The organism is Enterococcus sp. DIV1316a (assembly GCF_050536915.1).
GTDB lineage: Bacteria > Bacillota > Bacilli > Lactobacillales > Enterococcaceae > Enterococcus > Enterococcus faecalis.
This window is the reverse complement of sequence record NZ_CP172913.1, coordinates 1,246,355-1,266,054: the sequence shown is the minus strand read 5'-3', so window position 1 is coordinate 1,266,054 and position 19,700 is coordinate 1,246,355. Positions and strand designations below refer to the sequence as shown.

The window sequence follows — 19,700 nt, the reverse complement described above, 5'->3', positions numbered from 1 at the left end:
CGGGAAAACAACCGTTTGTCTAGCAATTCTAGTTAGTTATCGTTGGAAAAAGCAAAATTTCTCATGAATCTTTCGCTTTCTTTTTGTCGCTTCGCTATCAGTCTTTTGACAAAAAAATTTTAGAGGTTCATACTATAGATAGTTGAAGAAAATCACTTTTTCAGCAAGGGTCCAAAGAAACACAAACATCTAAAGGAGGAATTTTTGTTATGACAGTCAAAGTAGGAATTAACGGTTTTGGAAGAATTGGTCGTTTAGCCTTTCGCCGAATAAAAGAAGTTTCTGATGATATTGAAGTTGTGGCAATCAATGATTTGACTAGCCCAACAATGTTGGCTCACTTATTACAATTTGACTCTACGCATGGCACCTATCCTGGCACCGTGACAGCCACTGAAAATGGCATTGTTGTTGACGGCGAAGAAACCCGTGTCTACGCAGAACCAGATGCAAGTAAAATCCCTTGGGTTAAAGAAAACGGAGTAGACATTGTGCTTGAATGTACAGGTTTTTATACCTCTGAAGAAAAAGCACAAGCTCATTTAGATGCAGGTGTGAAACGTGTGGTTATCTCTGCTCCTGCAGGCGCAATGAAAACAATCGTTTATAACGTCAATGATGATACACTTGATGCCAACGATAAAATCATTTCTGCCGGTTCATGTACGACAAACTGTCTAGCACCGATGGCTTACTTTTTAAATAATGAATTTGGTATTGAAGTTGGGACCATGACAACTGTCCATGCCTACACATCAACACAAATGCTATTAGATGGCCCTGTTCGTGGCGGAAATCTTCGTGCGGCACGCTCTGCTGCAGACAATACTATTCCCCATTCAACTGGTGCTGCTAAAGCAATTGGCTTAGTTATTCCAGAACTTAATGGAAAATTACAAGGCCATGCCCAACGTGTTCCCGTTGTGGATGGATCCTTAACAGAATTAGTTAGCATTTTAAAAACAAAAGTAACAGCTGATCAAGTAAATGAAGCAATGAAAAAACACACCATTGATAACCCTTCTTTCGGTTATGATGATCGTGAAATTGTTTCTGGAGACATAATCGGCACGACAGAAGGTTCGATTTTTGACCCAACGCAAACAGAAGTAACGACAGCTGGCGATTTCCAATTAGTGAAAACTGTGGCTTGGTATGACAATGAATATGGTTTTACTTGCCAAATGATTCGCTTATTGGAAAAATTCGCTAATTTATAATGCCAATAAATAAAAAACTGCCTTGCATAAATTAATGCAAGGCAGTTTTTTTAATGTTTACTTTGACAACTTTGACAAATACCATGAAAAGTTAAGCGATGATCTTTGACTAAAAAATGATACCGACTTTCAACAATTTGCTCTACTTCACCAAGCAAGTCTTCTTCCACTTCCTCAATTGTGCCACATTCTAAGCATAACAAATGGTGGTGAAAGTGTTTGGCGCCTTCTTTTCTTAAATCATAGCGAGCTAAACCATCGTTAAAGCTCACTTTATCAACGACTTTTAAGTCTGTTAAAATTTCTAGCGTTCGATAGACTGTTGCTAGACCAATTTCCGGACTTTTTTGTTTTACCAAGAAGTAAATTTCTTCTGCTGATAAATGATCTTTTTCATTTTCCAATAATACAAGTACGGTTGCTTCCCGTTGTGGTGTTAATTTAAAGCCTGATTCATGTAATTGTTTTTTTGTCTTTTTTAAAGCAGCAGTCGAATCCATTATTACAGCTCCTTGTTTAGAATGATTACAAATTAAGAAACCTAATTTATCAATCAAATTAAAATAATTATAAAAGAAATAACTGTAATTTGCAAGATATTCTCAATTAGCTACCTTAATTTTTTTCTTTTGATTGTTCCAACGAGCCAATTAGAATTGTTTTACCATCTTCTTGTTTAATTAATTTTTGTTTCATTAAATGGCCTAAGGCGCGTTTAAATTGAGCTTTACTAATGCCAAAGGTTTGTTTAATTTCATCAGGACTTGATTTATCGGTGAAAGGAATTTGGTGATCGTTTGCTCTTTCTAAGAAAGTTAGAATCATTAACGCATCATCGCTGATTACTTCATGACTTCTTGGTTTTAATGAAAGATTCAATACGCCGTCCGGCCGCACGCCAATCACACGTCCCACTACTTTTTCACCTAAACGTGGTTCCTGGAATCGTTCAGAAGGATGGATAAATCCAATGTATAAATCATCAGTTAAAATATACGTTCCTGCAAGTTTCAGACGATACACATGCCCAGTTAAGTTTTTGTTTTGCATTTCAGCATTCCCGCGTTTTGCCATTGCTTTAAAGACTTTTTCATCTGCTAATTCGCCCCAAATGCGGTCTTTACTGTCCACTTTTAAAGTAACCATTACTCGGTCTTCTTTTTTAGGCCAAAGTTCCCGCATAGTTGGTAATTCATCCAACGAAATAACTACATCTTTATCTGGTAAGCCAACATCCACAAAGACACCTAAATCACGTCTCGTTCCTGTGACAGTACCAAAGCCATAGCTACCAATGCGCACAGTAGGAATTGTAGTTGTCAGTGCTGGCTCTTGTTTTTGATTTAAATAACCAAAGCCTTCTACAGCCTCTCCTATGGCATGCGTACCTTCTTCTTTTTTTAAACGGAATGTGATGCCATTTTTTTGAACAAAATAAAATTGTTCATTTTCATCGACCACAATGCCGGTAAATGTTGTTGCTAGTAATTCTCTCATTTATCATTAACTCCTCAAGGAAAATCAATCGAACAAAAGATTTCCGCTTTTGTTCGATTGTTTCTATTTTCTTTTATTGCCCTGCATTACGAGAAGCGTTCCCTTTGAACCAACCTGTTTTAGCATTGATTGTAACTAAATACATGTGAACATTTTTCTCTGTAGTGCCTTCTAATAATTTTGATTGATTGTTTGTTGCATAAAGATTGTAGTAACCTTCGCCATTCACAATTTTGGCAGGTTCTAAAGAATATCCGCCAGGAACCACATAGCCACGAGCAATCACTGTGTCTAAGACTTTTTCTTTCACACCTGGTGCCCATGTCCACGCTGGATTGCTACTATCAGCGATATCGGCAGCATCTGGCGCATAAAGCGGACTAGTGTAAACCCCGTCACTGTTCGGCGCCGTGTAGCCATTCGCTTCTGTTTTTGCTGTTTCTTCCTTCTTAGCGTTCTCTTTTTTCGCGGCAGCAGCTTGTTTCGCTTGTTCTTCTGCTTGTTTTGCTTGCTCTGCGGCAGCTTGTTCTTCTGCAATTCTTTTCTGTTCTTCTTCAACCTTGGTTAACGCTTGGTCAGCTGTCGTGACTTGTTTGACCAGTTCTTTTTTCAGCTTATCACTTGTTACTTTATCTACTTCTGCCTTAGCAGCTTGATACGTGTCTCGATTCAGCTGATTGGTAGTTTTTCCATCTTTATAAATGACCTCAACCGCTTTTTTAGCTTTTTGTAATTGGTTGTATTGTTGGTTCGCTTGATCGATTGCTTGGTTCATCAATTGGTCAAATGGATCATTTCCTGTTAATTTCTTTACGGAAATTGGTTGATCAGCAGCTAGAATCGCCGGTTTCAACTCATTGCCATTGACAATCGGCGCCTCAAATAATTGGTTGATTTGTTGAATGGTTTGTTGCTTCTCTTTCAATGTTTGAATTTGTTTATTTAATTGAGAATACTCTTCTGAATCTTTAATTTCCGCGACTTGTTTTGAGAGTTTTTCTGGACTAACAGTCACCATATCGGGTTTAATAAAAACTTGCTCCTTCGTGGTATAAAAGGCTGCTAGTTCATCTTTCAGCGTATCTGTTTTCTTGGTTAGTGCCGCCGCCTCTTGTGCGGCAGCTTTTTGCGTTTGATCATGATACGCCCAAGCACTACCTCCAGCTAATAAAACAACCGCAAGCGCAACGAAAACTACTTTTTTTGATGGTTTCTTCGGAGCAGGCGCTGGTTGAGCATTCCCAGTTTCATTCATCGGTGGTATCACACCTGAATCTGAAACTTTTTCCTCGGTTGCATCAGCTTCACTCGGTGCTTCTAGCGACGCTGCACTTGTTAACCCTTCTTCAGAATCTGAAATGGATTCAGTTGGTGTTTCGGCTTGGGTTAATACTGCCTCACCGCTGTTTTCTAACTCTTGGGTCTCTGCTGTTTCTTCTGATGGATTTTCAGACATTTCTGTATCTGCTCGATGCGCTTGAATATAAGCTTGCAAAGTTTCGTTTGGTGTTACATCTTGATCTTCTATCGGTGGTTGTGAAAAAATTTCTTCTTCAGAAGTGGTAGAGATAACTTCAGTTCCTGAAATCTCTGTTAAAGTTTCCTCTTCTGACTTCACCGTCTCAGATACCTCAGCTGTTTCTGCTTCAACAGTAGTTGTTTCTTCCGTTGTTTCTTCTGTTGTTTCCTCTAAATTAACTGCTTCGTCCGTTGCTAGTTTTTCTTCTGTTGAATGAGTAGGCGTCTCTTCTGTCGCTGGTATCGACTCCTCCACCGAATCATGAGTCTCCTCACTAGCCCCTTCTTGAAGCGATGCTTCTAGACCAGAAACATCCTCTGAATCAGAGACTATTAAGTTATCTTCTGTCGACTCTTCTTTTTTGTCATCATTACTTTCTTCTTCTGGTGATTCGCCAAACAGTTCCATCACATGGCCTAAGCTCATATCTTTTAACTCAGACCACTCAATATTCTCATTTAATTGATCTTCGTGTTCTTCATTTTCCTGTGTTTCAAAATCTATATTTGTTGAAGTCGTTTCCGCTTCTTCTTTATCAACTGTTGTGTCAGTTAGTGAATAGCCACATGTTGGGCAGGTCGTTAATTCTGCATCGAATTCGTTCCCGCACTTCGGACATTTTTTTGTCATTCTTCCGCCTCACATTCTGCTAATATTCCATTACTTCTAATTTACCACAACTTGCGCCTTCTTCCAATAACTAGCAATGACATTTAGAGACTTTTTAAAAATCAAAAGCGGCTCTTCTCGCATGCACGAAAAGAGCCGCTAAACGGTATGTTTATTCTAAAAAGTCTTTTAATTGTTTTGAACGAGAAGGATGTCTTAGTTTTCTTAACGCTTTTGCTTCAATTTGACGAATACGTTCGCGAGTGACACCGAAAACTTTTCCGACTTCTTCTAGCGTACGTGTCCGACCATCATCTAAACCAAAACGTAAACGTAAAACATTTTCTTCACGGTCTGTTAAAGTATCCAGAACATCTTCTAGTTGTTCTTTTAACAATTCGTAAGCTGCATGTTCAGCAGGACTGGTAGCATCTTGGTCTTCAATGAAATCACCTAAATGTGAATCATCTTCTTCACCAATTGGTGTTTCTAAAGAGACTGGCTCTTGTGCGATTTTTAGGATTTCACGAACTTTTTCTGTTGGTAAATCCATTTCCGCACCAATTTCTTCTGGCGTTGGTTCTCTACCTAAATCTTGCAATAGTTGGCGTTGAATCCGAATCAATTTATTGATTGTTTCAACCATGTGAACAGGAATTCGAATCGTTCTAGCTTGGTCCGCAATTGCCCGCGTAATCGCTTGACGAATCCACCAAGTAGCATACGTAGAGAATTTGAATCCTTTACGGTAGTCAAATTTTTCAACAGCTTTCATTAAGCCCATATTACCTTCTTGAATTAAATCCAAGAATTGCATACCACGACCTACATATCGTTTGGCAATTGAAACAACCAAACGTAAGTTAGCTTCTGCTAAACGTTGTTTTGCTTCTTGATCGCCTTCTTCAATTTTAAGTGCCAATTCAACTTCTTCTGCGGCAGTTAATAATTGAACGCGCCCAATTTCTTTTAGGTACATACGCACGGGATCATTAATTTTAACACCTGTTGGCGCAGATAAGTCTTCTGCTTGGGCCTTTTCCGCTTCTTTTTCATCTTTTTTCAAGCTATGTTCACTTGGGTCTCCATTTTCATCGACCACGCTGATACCAGCATCTTCAACTTTTTGGATCAATTTTTCCATAGCTTCTGCATCCAAAGTATACGGTGTGGCTAATTGATTCGCTAAATCATCATAAACCACTGTTCCTTTAGGCTTGTTTTCTTTGATAAATGCTGCCACTGCAGCTTCATATTTTTTACTTGTTTCTTTTTCCATGAAAGAAGGCCCCCTTCATTTTTCGGTTCACGCTTGAAATAACTGATAAATCACTGGGACTTATCAAAATAAAATGAACAAAACGCTTAGTTCTATTCATTTATTGCTTAAGTAAATGTTCGTTGAGCTTTAAGCTGTCGAGCCAATTGGATAATCTCCATTGTTAATTCGGCTTCAAGCTGTTGGTTGCCCACTCGTTTTGCTTCTTGCTGTTGAATCTTTTTCTGCTCAATTGCCTCTGCAATACTTGATAAGGCAATTACATGTAATAAATCGGCAACTTCTCGCTCAGAGCTTTCTTCCGATAAATTCTGATACGCAATTTCAATTGCTAATTGTTTGGTTTGATTATCTTGCAAGAAATTAATAAAATCGGCAATGTCGAAACTTTGATGCAGTGTCGCATAACTTTCTAGCAAGAAATATAATTCTTGGTATTCATCATGAGCGAACGAAAAATCTGGCAATTGTTGAACGGTTTGCCGTACTCCTTGTTCATTCATTAAACGAAATAATAAAGAACGTTCTGCTTTTTGAACTTGTGTTAACGGTAACTTGTTTTGGACGTGATTCTCTTCAAAAACAGGTTCTTCCATTGGTGGTGGCATCATTTCATCTTGATAAAATTGTTGCCTTTCTTGCCGTTGGACTGAACGTTGCTCTTGCTTCAATTGATTGAATTGTTCTTCTAAACTATGAACAGAAAGTTGAAATTCCTGAGCAATTTGGTTTAAATAACGATCACGTTCCAAGGGAGATTGAACATTGGTTAACTCCCGTAACAATTCGTTCACATAATCCAATTGTTCTTTTTCGTTATTCATGTTTCTAGTTAACCGATGATAATTCATTTTAAAACTAAAAACTGTTTCTCGGCCATGATTGGCTAAATTTTGAAAAGCTTCTGCGCCATATTTCCGCACATATTCATCAGGATCCAGCTTTTCAGGGATGCTGACAATACTCAAGTCAAAATGACTGTTTTCTTGCAATAATTGAATCGCACGGTTTGTGGCTTGAACACCGGCATTATCGCCATCGTAACAAATAACTACTTCCTTAGCGACCCGTTCCAAACGCCGAATTTGTTCATTGGTCAAACTAGTCCCCATTGAAGCCACCCCGCTTTTTACGCCTGATTGCCAAGCAGCGATAACATCCATGAATCCTTCAAAAAGCAAGACTGTATTTTCTTTACGAATTTCTTTTCTGGCTTTATCAAAGTTAAACAGCGTTTCTCGCTTATTAAAAAGTGTTGTTTCAGGACTATTCAAGTATTTAGGCATCTCATCCCCTGGAAAATCAGCTGTTTTTAACAAGCGACCAGAAAAGGCGATGATATTGCCTTGGGGATCATTAATTGGAAACATGATTCGTTGATAGAAACGATCCAAAAACGTACCGTTATCTCTTTGGACAAACAGCCCAGAAGGCTCAAAAAGCGTTTCATCCAGTTGTTCATTTTTAAAAACTTGACTTAAGAAATCACGTTTTTGCGGCGCAAATCCAATTTGAAAGGTCTCAATTAGTTCTTGTGTTAACCCCCGCTCTAATAAATAGTTTAATGCGGGTTCGCCAATTTTAGTATTCACTAAAATATGATGGTAAAGTTCTGCGGCTTTACTATGCAGTTGTAACAAACTCCGTCTTTGTTGGTTTTCTGGGGTATCCGCTACTTCACGCGGCTCTGACCAATCAAAGTCCACAGATAAATGTTCCAAATCTGCAACACGTTTCACGGATTCTGGAAAACTAATGCCTTCAATTTCTTGCAAGAAATTAAAAACAGTTCCACCTTTCCCGCAGCCAAAACAGTGAAAAATTTGTTTGTCTTCTGCTACTGAAAATGAAGGGGAACGTTCTTCGTGAAACGGACATAAACCCATATAATTTTTACCGGATTTTTTTAACTGGACATACTGCCCAATAATATCTACTATATTCGTTCGGTGACGAACTTCCTCAATGACTTCCTGAGGAATGCGTTGTGCCATTGTCCTCACCTCCTAAGAATAGCATTGTGCTAACTCATGTGATTGACCGTTTAAAAAACGCACTGTCATTTCAGTGCGAATTCCAATGGACACATTTACACATGATTTATTGTATCACATAATCTCTGTTTTTCAAGTATCTTGTTTCAACTCAACAAAAAAAGAAAGTATCTAGGACAAAAGTCATCCTGACTCCTGCCCCAGACACTAACTCTTAAAATAATCAGTTAAACATCAAACTTGCTCCGACTTCCTTCAAGATTTAAAGAAGAACTGCATTTCTGGAGACGAATGCTTTTAGCTCAACCTCTGCTTTTTATAAATCTTTAATTGTTTTTCCAGCACGTTTCATTTGTACGAAACCAATTGTTACACGCACTACAATATTAATGGCCATCATAATAAAGAAGAGACCCATTGTTTGCGAAGTTAAGAAACCAATTTCTAAAATGTTGTGGAATAACATAGCTGCTACATAAATACCAATAATGGTACTGAAAACCAAGAAAATGCGTAGTGGATTTAAAGGCAGACATGCTCGAACAACAGCCATACAGCTAATTCCGACTAATAAATAATACATTAACGTCGTGGTGTCTAAAGAAGAAAATCCTTGATTTTGTCCAATCAGATAAACAGCAATGATATTCGCTACAACTAAAAGCGCATTAACAGACGCATTTTTCAAAGCCGTTGGTAAAAACTTCCCGACAACTTTTCGTTTGTCCCCTTCGAAAGATAAGAAGAAGGCTGGATACCCTTCAATTGCTAAATCAATCAAGGTCACTTGAATCGGAATGAACGGGAACGCAATGGCCGTTAAGGCACAAATGATTGAGAGAATAAACGAATAAATCGTTTTAATGAAGAAAACACTGGAAACTCTGGTTACATTATTTACCACACGTCGTCCTTCAAACAAGACATCTGGTAACGTTGTAAAATCAGAATCTAGCAAAACTAGATTAGAAATTTGCCGAGTAGCGCCATCTCCCTCTGCCATGGCGATACTACAATCCGCTTCTCGTAACGCTAAAACATCGTTAACGCCATCGCCGGTCATCGCCACCACATGCTCTGTGTCTTTCAACTCACGTACAATGGTTCGTTTTTGCTGAGGCGATACACGTCCGAACACTGTGTATTGCTGAACTGCTTCACGCACTTCTGCTTCTGTCGTTTTGGTCGACAAATCAATATAAGACTCATAACCGGGTAGCCCAGCACGACGAGCAATATTTGAAACAGTCACCGGATTATCACCAGAAATTACTTTTAAGTCGATTCCTTCTTCTTTTAGATAAGCCAGTGTTTCTTTGGCATTTTGGCGAATTGGATCGTCAATTTCTAGAATTGCTAATGGCTCTAAATAAGGCATTTTGGTTTCGTTTAACGGTTGTTGTTCCGCAATGGCTAACATCAAGACGCGATAACCATTCTCTTGTGCTGTAAAAACAGCTTCTGGCAACCGACTATCGTCTACCAAACGCTCAGGAGCCCCTAAATAAACTGTCCCAATTTCTGGAAATTCAATAGCCCCCCATTTTCGTTCAGAAGAAAAAGCCAAGACTTCTTTTGCGCCAAATCGATTGGATACTTCATAATGATCACGAATTGCTTGCATTGTAATATTATTATCCGTACTTTCAGATAGGTAGCTTCCGATAATCTGCGGGAAGAGTTCTTCATATTTGTCATGCAAGATAATCGCCTTTTGCACTTTCATTTTACCTTCTGTAATCGTTCCAGTTTTATCTAAACACAAAGTATCCACATGGGCCAATGTTTCAATTGAGTACATATCTTGTACTAGAATACGTTTTTTGGCTAACTTAATGACACCTGTTGTCAGCGCAATACTAATTAATAGTACTAATCCTTTTGGTAACATCCCTAACAAAGCAGCTGCAGAAGCAACAACAGATGTTTTAATGCCAGCATCTCTTAACCAAAAAGCTTCAACAAATAAAATAATCCCCAGAGGAATAATCACCCAACTTGTAAATTTAGAGACTTTACGAATCGAATTGACTAACTCTGATTGAATTGGTTTATGCACTTTGGCTTCTTGGGTGATTTTCACAGCATAGTTTTCGGCACCAACGTGGATAACACGGGCATAGGCTTGTCCGCTAACAATGAAACTTCCAGAAAGCAAGGTATCGCCGATTTCCTTTTCAATTAAATCTGATTCGCCTGTTAACAACGCTTCATTCGCTTCGACTTTACCGTCGATAACTTCCATATCAGAAGGAACTTGTTCCCCTGCAGAGATAATAACAATATCTTCCATAACTAGTTCTTTTGTATCAATTTCTTGTTGTACGCCATTTCGAACAACATGAACATTTTCTTTTGCCACAATAGATAATTTTTGAACTAAATTACGGGCATGAATTTCTTGGAAAATTCCGATTGACATGTTCACAATAATAATCGCTAAGAAAGCCAGATTGGAATACGCTCCGACAAATAGTAAACAAACAGCGATTGCAAAGTTTAAAAAGTTGAATAACGTCATGACGTTATCAAAAATAATATCTTTTGTAGATTTTGCTACATTTTCCTCATAATTATTTTGAAGGCCTAACTCTTTCTGCTTGGCAACTTCTTCTGTACTTAACCCTTTTTTCAGGTCGACTTTATTCAACATCCAGCTCTTTCCCTACCTTTTCAATTAATCAGTTACATCCCTTCTAGTTTACTTGCATTTTCATGAAACTGCAAGAAAAGCCTAAAAAATTCCTGTAAGTTGAAAGAATTCTTTAGACTTTTCTCGTTTTAATTTAACTTTTCAATAAACCAACGATTCATTTTGACAATTTCCGCATAGAACATATTGCCACCATTTTGATAAAGGTAACCACCATTGTAAACTAACGCTTGCCAACGATAATAACGATATTTCGTATTTTGGTCATTCCCTAACAACGGTGAAAGGACTTCTCTTGAATATTCTTCTGCTAATTCTGTCGTGTGTTTCCCGCCGCGTTCTTTAACAAACTGAATATAATCCAGTCCATAATTATATGCTTGTACGCCTGTCCACTCATCACAGCCAGCTTCTTTTGCTTTCGCTAACGCTTCCGCGAGAAATTTGACGCCATGTGCGATACTTTCTTCTGGTGTTTCAATCACTTCTTGTTGCCCATAAACACTTTCACTGCTCTGCATAATATCGCCAGATTTCCCTTTAGATTCTGTATAGATAATCGCTAAAGCTAATGTTTTGTATTCAGGTATTTTATTTTTTTTGACTTCTGCTTCTACTTGTTTTTCAAAGGTCATTACCGTTTCAACATTTTGATGTATTTTATAGCCAAGATAGCCAAGACCAGCAACTAAACCAACAAACAAAAGTAGCATGATTTTATAAATTATTTTTCTTACTCTACGCATCGAATCATCCAAACTTTTTCTTTTAAGATACGTTCTATGTTACTTGAAATAACTGAAAAAAGCGAAGTTTTTGTTACTTCTTTAGTTTTATTTAATAAAAGTAACTTTTTTGTGAACAAACCGTAACTTCGCAAGATTGAACGTTTTCACCTAGAATAGAATAACAAGTAATTTTGTTCTATTGGCGCTTATTTATTGCATCAAAAAAGCCCAGATAAGAATGAACAAAATTCTTTTCTAGGCTTGACTTTATACAACTTATCTATTCTTTTAACAAACAGTCAATTGTTTTATGGAATTTTTTTCCCAGTCATTTCTTCATAGTCTCTACTCATCATTTTCCAAGCTTTTTCAATATCTTCATCTAATCCAAATAATCCGCTTCTACCAACAATATAAATATCAGGTCCTGCAGCATCAATTCGCTTAAATGAATTTCTATTCGATGAGCCGTCCATTTCAATTACATAACGATACCCTTTTTCTTCACGTAAATTACGAAGAGCAACAATTTTATCAAGTGTTCCTTCAATAAATCGCTGGCCAGCAAAGCCTGGATCAACGGTCATGATTGTGATTTTATCCAACAATTCAATATATGGAAAGATTGATTCAATAGGCGTTTCGGGATTAAGGACGATCCCTGCTTTAAGATTAGCATTGTGAATTTGGTCAATTAGGCGAAATGCTAGACCATCTAAAACCTCTGCATGCATACAAATCCATTCACATTTGATATCTACTAGTTGTTGTACCCAAAAGCTTGGATTCGTAACCATTAAATGGGCAGATACTGGGAGCTTCGAAATTTTTCTTAACTCCTCAATAAACCACGGAGATAGCGTGATATTTGGCACATAGTGACCATCCATAATGTCTATGTGATACGAAGCAACATGATCATTCAAAAAGGTGATTTGTTGTTTAAACTTGTCCAAATCCATCGTCATTAGTGACGGAGAAAATTCAACTTTGTTCATTCTAATTTTCAACTCTTTCTATCTGATTATTTGGTTGATGTTTTTGAAAATTTTTCTAACTCGTTATATTCAGACGTTGACACATCTCTGACAGGCAATATAAATTGCATTAATTTTGTTGCGCTTTTTCATTTTGTTTAGAAAATCTGAATATCTTCCAAGTTTATCTCCTCTTCTTCTTTTTCTACTAAAGCTTCCATATCTTTCTCAGTTACATCTTTCTTAATAATAGCTAAAACTAAACCGGTAACCACAGCGTTTACAACAATTGCAATAACACCAGCCAGCGGTTTACTCATTGTTGGAATCATTAAAACACCGCCAAATGGAACAGTCGCATCCGCCCCTAAGATCATTGTTGTTGCGCCACCCACGAAGCCGCCAATCGCTGTAGCAATGACTCCTCGGACAATATCATTCATAACTAAAGGAATAACACCTTCAACAATGTTAATCACGCCCATTGGTACGGCAGACTTTAACGTTTCAACTTCTAGTTTTGTATAAATATTTTTTCTAAATAATTTAGCAAAGAAGAAAGCTAATCCAAAGCCTATTGGCGTTGCTGTATTTACTAATTGCAATGCTGTAATTGGTCCATTAAGTCCTTCCGCTTGCATTGTCAAAACAAAGGCAAAAACAGTTTTGTTAATGGGTCCGCCATAGTCTATACCACTTAATAAACCAATTACACCACCAAAAATTAATAATGACGAGTTACCTAAGCTATCTAAAAAGTTCGTTAATAATGAAGTAAATGCCGTTATTGGGGTCCCGATAATATATACCATGATTAATCCACCAGTAATTGAGGTTAAAAATGGAATAATTAATGTTGGCATTAACCCTCTCGCCCAGTTTGGTAATTTCACATATTTTAAAATAGCTAATACAAGATATCCTGCCAAGTAACCACCTAAGATACCACCAATAAAGCCAGCGCCAACTGCATTCGCAGTTAAACCAATAATAAAGCCCGGAGCAATTCCAGGTTTACCAGCGATTGAAAAGGAAATGCCAGTAGATATAACAACCGGCAGTAAGCCTAAGCCAGCGCCACCCATAGTAGCTAAAGCATCCCAAAGCGAAAATTCACCTGGTACCAAGGTTCCTTGACTTGAGCCACCAAACCCCATACCAATTGCAATTAAAAAGCCAGCGCCACAGACAATTGGAATTAAATATGAGATTGCTGTTAATAAATGACCTTTAAGATTTAACTCTTTTAGTTTTTTCATTTTTATCCTCCTAAACATTGTTCTTTTATTTTATTTTCTATTTAAAAAAATTGCTGTTATGAATTCTTCTGTAGAAAATATCCACAATATGCTGTCTCAGTAATTTCATTAAGAGAATGCCTTCACTACATCCTCTGGCGATTTTGATTGAAGGAGTTCTTTCACTACTTCATCATTTCCGAGTTTTCTGGCAAACAATGATAATAGTTTAAGATGGCTAGTTGTTTCTTTATGATCATTGCCCACAGCAAAAAGAATGATTCCTTTTACGCCATTATCATCTAAAGATTCCCAAGGAATTTCTGTACTGTTAATACCAATGGCCACGCCTATTTTTTTTACATACGCACTTTTGCCATGTGGAATGGCTAGATAGTTTCCGATGCCTGTTTGGCCTTCCGCCTCTCTAACATAGATATCTTTTATAAAGCCTTTTTCCTCTGAAATATTGCCATTTTCAAGCAAAAGATTGGCTAATTCTTTTAACGCTTCCTCTTTTGTATTTACATTCATATTCGTTTTAACGGTTTTTAAGTCAATGATATCCTTTACTTCCATTACAATTCCTCCTAGAAGGTTACTTTTCTTGTGTCATAACTTCTTCTGCTTTTTCAATTAGTTTAGTGGGTGATTTTACAGCAACTTCTGTAGGTACTTGAATGATTCGTTTCCCATCAAAACGCTCTCTTCCAGAAATTTTTACATCAATGGCTAATATAACAATGTCCGCTTCCTTAATTTGTTCATCCGTTAGTTTGTTTTCAATCCCAATGGTCCCTTGTGTTTCTACATGAATCTCAACTCCTGCTTTTTTTGCAGCGTTCTCCAATTTTTCTTGTGCGATATATGTGTGAGCAATTCCTACTGTGCAGGCTGCTACGCCGACTATCTTCATTATTTTTCCTCCTCAAATTTTTCTATAATTTTATAAAAATCTGTTTCTGTTTTTAAACGCAACAACTTTTCTAAGAAGTCTTCATTTGCTAATTTTCTAGTAAATCGACTGATTTCTTTTTTTACTTTTAACTGTTCATTTTCTTTTAGTAAGATGACAATAATTAATTTCACTTGCTTAATGTCTGCCGTCCATTCTTGGATTTCTGTTTTTAAGCCAATCAGATATATTTCACTTTTTTTCAAGAGTGCATTTTCTAAATGTGGCAAGACAATTTGCTCTGCAATCTGATTACTTCCCATCTTCTCACGATTTACCAAAGATTCCTCAATCTGATTTTTTTCTTCGGGCGTTAACAAAGGTGTTGCTGTTTCTGCAATGAATTGATATACTTGCTGTTTTGAAAGAAGTTCTTGGTTTAGGAAAACTTGGTATAAAGGATTAACGTTCATGATAGATTTCCTCAACTTTTCTTTGTAATCGATACTGATCATCCATTGTAAACATGGCACTTACCAACAATGATTTAATGGGGACCTTTTCCTGTAAATGAATCGTTGTAAGAATCAATTCAATATCAGAATAATCTTTTAATGATTTCTTTATATTTCGTGTGGCAATAATTTCAACAATTTGTAATTCAGGGAATTTCTTTTCAACTTTTACTCTCAATAGTTCTGAAGTTCCAATTCCAGTGGTACACATAATCAAAGTACGAATAGGTAACTGATTGGTTTCAATCATTCGCGCAAAATACAATGTAATAAACCCATTCTCATCTTCGTTTATAGCCGGCAGTTGATAGTTTTTACTTACTTGCTTAGAAACTTGCACAATTTTTCTGAAAATTGTTTCATACGTCATTTTTATTTGATCCAATAAACTATTCTTAACATGTATGCCGTTTTCAAGACGATTTATCATTGGTTTTATATGACTAGCCAATTCAAGAAGTAGCTGATCATTATCAGTTAAAATTTTTAGTTGTGCACTCATTTCCTCTAAATAAAATTGAGTAATTTGCATTACTTTGAAAGAAAAATTAGTTACTTTACTAAACGAACCTTGCATCCTAGAAGAAACCAAATATTGATATAAGTAATAAATTTCAACGTTAGGCAGTCTCTTATTTAAATAAGTTTCAATCTGTTGAATCGTTGTTTGCGCGACCTTTTTGAGTACTAAGTCCTTTGTTAATTCTTGTTCTTCTTCGTTAGATAATTGGTATTTTTCATAAATAGCTACTTTTCGTGAACGACTAATTAAGATATAAAGATGCGAAAAGATGTTTACGTTATATGGATGTGGAATAGTAATATCCAGTTTTTTTTCAATGTTCCTGACTTGATCTAACGTAAAAAGGACATCATAATTATTAAAATTTAATGCTTTGTTGTTTCGAAGATCCTCAATATCGATAATGTTCAACAGTTGTATTCTATCGGAAATGGCTTTCCTGATAGCTCTTTCCTCACCGATAATTGCCAACGTTCGATTTTTCCGTTTGAGTGTTAAATCATATTTCTTTAAATCTTCGGATAATTGTTGTTCATCGCTAAATATCACAGAATCGCCAACATAATATCTTGCAAATAATTCATAAACATTTTTAGCTTGTGGAGAAGCTAACAACAATTCCTCCAGAATTCGATTGCGTCTTTCCCTTGGCGAAAAATCACTTTCTTTTTCGACTAAATGTCGATTCTGTTCCATAAATCGTTCATAGTCTAGCTTGTATCCTCGTCCTTTCTCAGATAATATGAGTGAACCTTCTGAAAATTCATCGTTAATTTTTTTATCAAACGATAAACTGTCTTAGGAGAAGTACTTAGGCAGTTTGCCAATTCTTCTGCAGTCATATAATCTTGTTTTTTTGAGAGAAGTAACAACAATTTTTGTCCACGTTCTTTTTTCGAACTCATAGCAACCCCTCCTTGATATATTTATTATAATCCATATAAAAGAAAACGCTTCCTTGTTTTCTGTCCGTTACATTGGCCATTTTTGTGAGTGGTTAAAGTGTTCAATTATGCGAAACTTTCTAAGGCTATTTATAAATAAAAATCTGCAGAGCAAGCGATTTTGAATTACTGGCTCTACAGACACTAATACTTTCAAAGAATACAAAAAAGGGCTGCCTTGCGGCTAGCCCTTTTTTACTTTTATTTTACGGTAACATTTCCGATTACATCATTCATTGAAGTCGTTTGACCTGCTTTTTGTAAATCGTATTGAGCAACGATATCTTGATTTGTGAAAACAACAATTAAATCTGATTTTTTGCCAGCTTGTTCTAATGCGGCTAAATCAATGGTTGCAATTTTATCGCCTTGTTTTACAACTTGGCCTTCTTCAACATGTAATGTAAATGGTCCACCTTGTAACTCAACAGTATCTAGACCCATGTGTAATAATACTTCAATGCCTGAATCTGTTTGGATACCTAACGCATGTTTTGTTGGGAAAATGCTAGTAATTTTACCAGCAACGGGTGTTGAAACTTCGCCGTCTGTTGGTACGACAGCAAAACCGTCACCCATCATTTTTGCTGAGAAAACATCATCTGGTACTTCAGAAATAGGAATAACTTTCCCATTCGCTACAGAATATAATTCAGTTTCTTTTGTTGAAACTGGTGCTTTTTCTTCAACAACTGGTTTAGAAACAGGTGTTGCTGGCGCTTGGTGGTTATATAATCGTTGCATTTCGTCAGCAACAAATTGTACTTCCGTACCAACGATCACTTGGATATTGGTGTCATCAATGACTTTCACACCTGGAACCCCAGTTGCTTTAATTTTTGCTTGATCCACTTTGCCTGTATCTTTCACTGTTAAGCGTAAACGAGTTGTACAGTTATCAATAGAAGTTACATTAGCATCAGCGCCTAAACCATCATAAATACGACGAGCTAGAGAAGCGAATTTGTTGTCGCCGTCTGCAACATCTGGTGTTTCTTCGCCATCGCCTTCTTCGCGTCCTGGTGTCATTAAGTTAAACTTAGTGATTGCAAAACGGAAACCGAAGTAGTAAATTGCCGCAAAGACAAGTCCTTGAACCACCAACATCATTGGGTGATTTGCGACTGGGTTTTTCAAACTTAAGAAGAAGTCTACAAAACCTGCACTAAAGGCAAAGCCAGCTGTCCAATGCATAAACGCAGCGAATGCTAAAGAAATACCTGTAAAGACTGCATGTAAAACATATAAAGGCCAAGCAACGAACATAAATGAGAATTCTAAAGGTTCAGTAACGCCTGTAAAGAAAGCCGCAAAACCAGCAGCTAACATTAATGAAGCTGTAACTTTTTTCTTCTCAGGACGCGCACATTGATAAATAGCAAACGCGCCTGCTGGTAAACCAAACATCATTACTGGGAAGAAACCAGCTTGATACATCCCTGTTTGTCCTACAATTGCTTTACCAGTATCTAACGCTTGTTGACCAGCTAAAAAGTTCCCAATATCATTGATACCAGCAACATCAAACCAGAAAACAGAATTCAAGGCATGGTGTAAGCCTGTTGGAATTAATAGTCGGTTAAAGAAACCATACAAGCCAGCTCCTACGAAACCTAAGCTAGAGATTCCTTTACCAAAAGCAACTAATCCGTTATAAACAACTGGCCAGAAGAAGAATAAGACAGCTGAGATTGCTAACATCGAAATAGCTGACATAATAGGAACTAAACGTTTTCCACTAAAGAATGATAAAGCCATTGGCAATTTCACACCAGAGAAACGATTATACATTGCCGCGGCAACTAAACCAGCGACAATCCCGACAAAGACATTGTTGTCCATGCTGTTGAAGGCTGGGTTTACTTCAGCAATATCCTTGAAGCCTTTAATGGCTTGGATAGAAGCAGGCGCTAAAACAGTTTTTGGTACTAAATAAGCGACTAAACCAGCTAATGCTGCCGATCCATCTTTATCTTTTGACATTCCTAACGCTAAACCAACCGCAAATAATAATGCTAAGTTGTTTAAGATAGCCAAACCACCATTCATTAGAAAAGTTGTGGCTGGACTAGCGCCGATTGTTCCCACGATCCAGTTGGCAATACCGACTAATAAAGAAGCCGCCGGTAATACAGCAACTGGTAACATTAACGAACGTCCCATTCTTTGCATATACGCTTTCATTATACGTAACTCCTCACATAAACTATTTAATTTTTATTATTTGGTCATTCTTAATCGTTCAATGTGAATCGATAAATAACCAAGTTCTTCATTTGGTACTTGATAATGAAAATTTCTCATTAATAAGACTTGTACTTTTTTTGAGATTTCATAGCTTTCAGCATACTTTTTCTTTACGACTTCCAAAATTTCTTCATCTAAAACAGCGTATTGATTTTGTTGGAAGCGATGAATAAACAAACGTAAATGATTCACCAAACGTGAATAACTGAGACTATTTTTATCATCATGAATATCAATAGCCAATTCCTGCTCGATTAAATGAATAATTTCAGAAACGATTGTAACTTCACGGATACTTTTACTATTATCAGTACGCCCGCTACGAGCACTATGGATATGAATTGCAATATACCCCGCTTCATCATAACTAAATGGAATCTCTAAGGTTTGTGTTAAATATTCTACAGCCCATTGAGCAATAGCAAATTCTTCACTATATAAAATCTCAATTTCACTTAAAAGCTTGTTCCGAACAATAATATTATTTTGAATATTTTCAGCTGCAAAAGCAATGTGATCACTCAACCCAATATTAATATGTTCATTCAACTTTTCACCCAATACCGTTTCAGCATGTTGGATAATTTCTTCACTCGCTAAAAAGTATTTGTCTTCGATTTGTGATAGCAATACTTGAAGTTTTTTCAGTCCTTCTGGCTCCATCACAAACATCCGCTCCACCAATTGTCGAGATAAGACATCATTTTTAGTCTTATTAAACCCGACGCCTTTACCGACAGCTACTTTCTCCTGTCCTTCGTCAAGAACAAGTACAGCATTTTGATTTAGCACCTTTTTAATTTTCATAAATGACCCTCTTCTGCAGAAGTAATTCTAACATTTTCAGTGAAAACAACAAAAA

Annotated in this window: 15 protein-coding genes and 1 pseudogene; 1 reads left to right on the top strand and 15 read right to left on the bottom strand. The window is 36.9% G+C overall.

From position 1 onward, the window contains the following. The first annotated feature begins 209 nt into the window (after nt 1-209). On the top strand, nt 210-1,220 hold the full coding sequence (gene gap / locus IGL56_RS06125; protein ID WP_002357638.1) for a type I glyceraldehyde-3-phosphate dehydrogenase: 1,011 nt from the start codon (nt 210-212) through the stop codon (nt 1,218-1,220). Nucleotides 1,221-1,270: 50 nt separating this feature from the next. On the opposite strand, the gene IGL56_RS06120 is transcribed toward gap, so the two are convergent. The 15 genes and pseudogenes from IGL56_RS06120 to IGL56_RS06050 all read right to left on the bottom strand — a co-directional run bounded on the left by IGL56_RS06120 (nt 1,271) and on the right by IGL56_RS06050 (nt 19,645). Beyond that, nucleotides 1,271-1,720, bottom strand: a complete 450-nt coding sequence (locus IGL56_RS06120) for a Fur family transcriptional regulator (protein ID WP_002357640.1) — start codon at nt 1,718-1,720, stop codon at nt 1,271-1,273. 115 nt (nt 1,721-1,835) lie between these two features. After that, nucleotides 1,836-2,717: a CvfB family protein gene (locus IGL56_RS06115; protein WP_002357641.1), complete on the bottom strand. Its 882-nt coding sequence runs from the start codon at nt 2,715-2,717 to the stop codon at nt 1,836-1,838. A gap of 73 nt (nt 2,718-2,790) precedes the next feature. Further along, nucleotides 2,791-4,866 carry a cell division site-positioning protein MapZ family protein gene (locus IGL56_RS06110; protein ID WP_002381916.1) on the bottom strand — a complete coding sequence of 692 codons (2,076 nt, stop codon included), beginning with the start codon at nt 4,864-4,866 and terminating at the stop codon, nt 2,791-2,793. 151 nt (nt 4,867-5,017) lie between these two features. Beyond that, nucleotides 5,018-6,124 carry an RNA polymerase sigma factor RpoD gene (gene rpoD, locus IGL56_RS06105; protein WP_002360364.1) on the bottom strand — a complete coding sequence of 369 codons (1,107 nt, stop codon included), beginning with the start codon at nt 6,122-6,124 and terminating at the stop codon, nt 5,018-5,020. A 107-nt stretch (nt 6,125-6,231) separates the two neighbouring features. Further along, on the bottom strand, nt 6,232-8,118 hold the full coding sequence (gene dnaG / locus IGL56_RS06100) for a DNA primase (protein ID WP_002357644.1): 1,887 nt from the start codon (nt 8,116-8,118) through the stop codon (nt 6,232-6,234). Between the two features lie 316 nt (nt 8,119-8,434). After that, the gene (locus IGL56_RS06095; protein WP_002357645.1) at nt 8,435-10,771 is read right to left on the bottom strand and encodes a cation-translocating P-type ATPase; all 2,337 of its coding nucleotides are present in this window, start codon (nt 10,769-10,771) and stop codon (nt 8,435-8,437) included. A 128-nt stretch (nt 10,772-10,899) separates the two neighbouring features. Then, on the bottom strand, nt 10,900-11,517 hold the full coding sequence (locus tag IGL56_RS06090; RefSeq protein ID WP_002357646.1) for a lysozyme family protein: 618 nt from the start codon (nt 11,515-11,517) through the stop codon (nt 10,900-10,902). Between the two features lie 290 nt (nt 11,518-11,807). Beyond that, nucleotides 11,808-12,497, bottom strand: coding sequence for a D-allulose 6-phosphate 3-epimerase (gene alsE, locus IGL56_RS06085; protein ID WP_002357648.1), 690 nt, complete (start codon nt 12,495-12,497; stop codon nt 11,808-11,810). A 137-nt stretch (nt 12,498-12,634) separates the two neighbouring features. After that, nucleotides 12,635-13,735 carry a PTS fructose transporter subunit IIC gene (locus IGL56_RS06080; protein ID WP_002357649.1) on the bottom strand — a complete coding sequence of 367 codons (1,101 nt, stop codon included), beginning with the start codon at nt 13,733-13,735 and terminating at the stop codon, nt 12,635-12,637. A 108-nt stretch (nt 13,736-13,843) separates the two neighbouring features. Next, nucleotides 13,844-14,293 carry a PTS sugar transporter subunit IIA gene (locus IGL56_RS06075; protein ID WP_002357650.1) on the bottom strand — a complete coding sequence of 150 codons (450 nt, stop codon included), beginning with the start codon at nt 14,291-14,293 and terminating at the stop codon, nt 13,844-13,846. 19 nt (nt 14,294-14,312) lie between these two features. Further along, the gene (locus tag IGL56_RS06070; protein WP_002357651.1) at nt 14,313-14,630 is read right to left on the bottom strand and encodes a PTS fructose transporter subunit IIB; all 318 of its coding nucleotides are present in this window, start codon (nt 14,628-14,630) and stop codon (nt 14,313-14,315) included. Beyond that, complete coding sequence (locus IGL56_RS06065; protein WP_002381921.1) at nt 14,630-15,082, bottom strand: PTS sugar transporter subunit IIA; 453 nt, start codon at nt 15,080-15,082, stop codon at nt 14,630-14,632. Before IGL56_RS06065 ends, IGL56_RS06070 begins: the two co-directional genes overlap by 1 nt. Continuing rightward, a pseudogene (locus IGL56_RS06060) lies at nt 15,072-16,552 on the bottom strand (BglG family transcription antiterminator). The gene IGL56_RS06065 and the pseudogene IGL56_RS06060 overlap by 11 nt, the downstream one beginning before the upstream one ends. Before the next feature lie 240 nt (nt 16,553-16,792). Then, nucleotides 16,793-18,775, bottom strand: coding sequence for an N-acetylglucosamine-specific PTS transporter subunit IIBC (gene nagE / locus IGL56_RS06055; RefSeq protein ID WP_430599858.1), 1,983 nt, complete (start codon nt 18,773-18,775; stop codon nt 16,793-16,795). Between the two features lie 36 nt (nt 18,776-18,811). Then, complete coding sequence (locus IGL56_RS06050; protein WP_002357655.1) at nt 18,812-19,645, bottom strand: PRD domain-containing protein; 834 nt, start codon at nt 19,643-19,645, stop codon at nt 18,812-18,814. Between the last annotated feature and the right edge of the window lie 55 nt (nt 19,646-19,700).

Coding starts and splice junctions, on each gene's coding strand:
- gap (WP_002357638.1), top strand. CDS start 210: ATGACAGTCAAAGTAGGAATTAACGGTTTTGGAAGAATTGGTCGTTTA.
- IGL56_RS06120 (WP_002357640.1), bottom strand. CDS start 1,720: ATGGATTCGACTGCTGCTTTAAAAAAGACAAAAAAACAATTACATGAA.
- IGL56_RS06115 (WP_002357641.1), bottom strand. CDS start 2,717: ATGAGAGAATTACTAGCAACAACATTTACCGGCATTGTGGTCGATGAA.
- IGL56_RS06110 (WP_002381916.1), bottom strand. CDS start 4,866: ATGACAAAAAAATGTCCGAAGTGCGGGAACGAATTCGATGCAGAATTA.
- rpoD (WP_002360364.1), bottom strand. CDS start 6,124: ATGGAAAAAGAAACAAGTAAAAAATATGAAGCTGCAGTGGCAGCATTT.
- dnaG (WP_002357644.1), bottom strand. CDS start 8,118: ATGGCACAACGCATTCCTCAGGAAGTCATTGAGGAAGTTCGTCACCGA.
- IGL56_RS06095 (WP_002357645.1), bottom strand. CDS start 10,771: ATGTTGAATAAAGTCGACCTGAAAAAAGGGTTAAGTACAGAAGAAGTT.
- IGL56_RS06090 (WP_002357646.1), bottom strand. CDS start 11,517: ATGCGTAGAGTAAGAAAAATAATTTATAAAATCATGCTACTTTTGTTT.
- alsE (WP_002357648.1), bottom strand. CDS start 12,497: ATGAACAAAGTTGAATTTTCTCCGTCACTAATGACGATGGATTTGGAC.
- IGL56_RS06080 (WP_002357649.1), bottom strand. CDS start 13,735: ATGAAAAAACTAAAAGAGTTAAATCTTAAAGGTCATTTATTAACAGCA.
- IGL56_RS06075 (WP_002357650.1), bottom strand. CDS start 14,293: ATGGAAGTAAAGGATATCATTGACTTAAAAACCGTTAAAACGAATATG.
- IGL56_RS06070 (WP_002357651.1), bottom strand. CDS start 14,630: ATGAAGATAGTCGGCGTAGCAGCCTGCACAGTAGGAATTGCTCACACA.
- IGL56_RS06065 (WP_002381921.1), bottom strand. CDS start 15,082: ATGAACGTTAATCCTTTATACCAAGTTTTCCTAAACCAAGAACTTCTT.
- nagE (WP_430599858.1), bottom strand. CDS start 18,775: ATGAAAGCGTATATGCAAAGAATGGGACGTTCGTTAATGTTACCAGTT.
- IGL56_RS06050 (WP_002357655.1), bottom strand. CDS start 19,645: ATGAAAATTAAAAAGGTGCTAAATCAAAATGCTGTACTTGTTCTTGAC.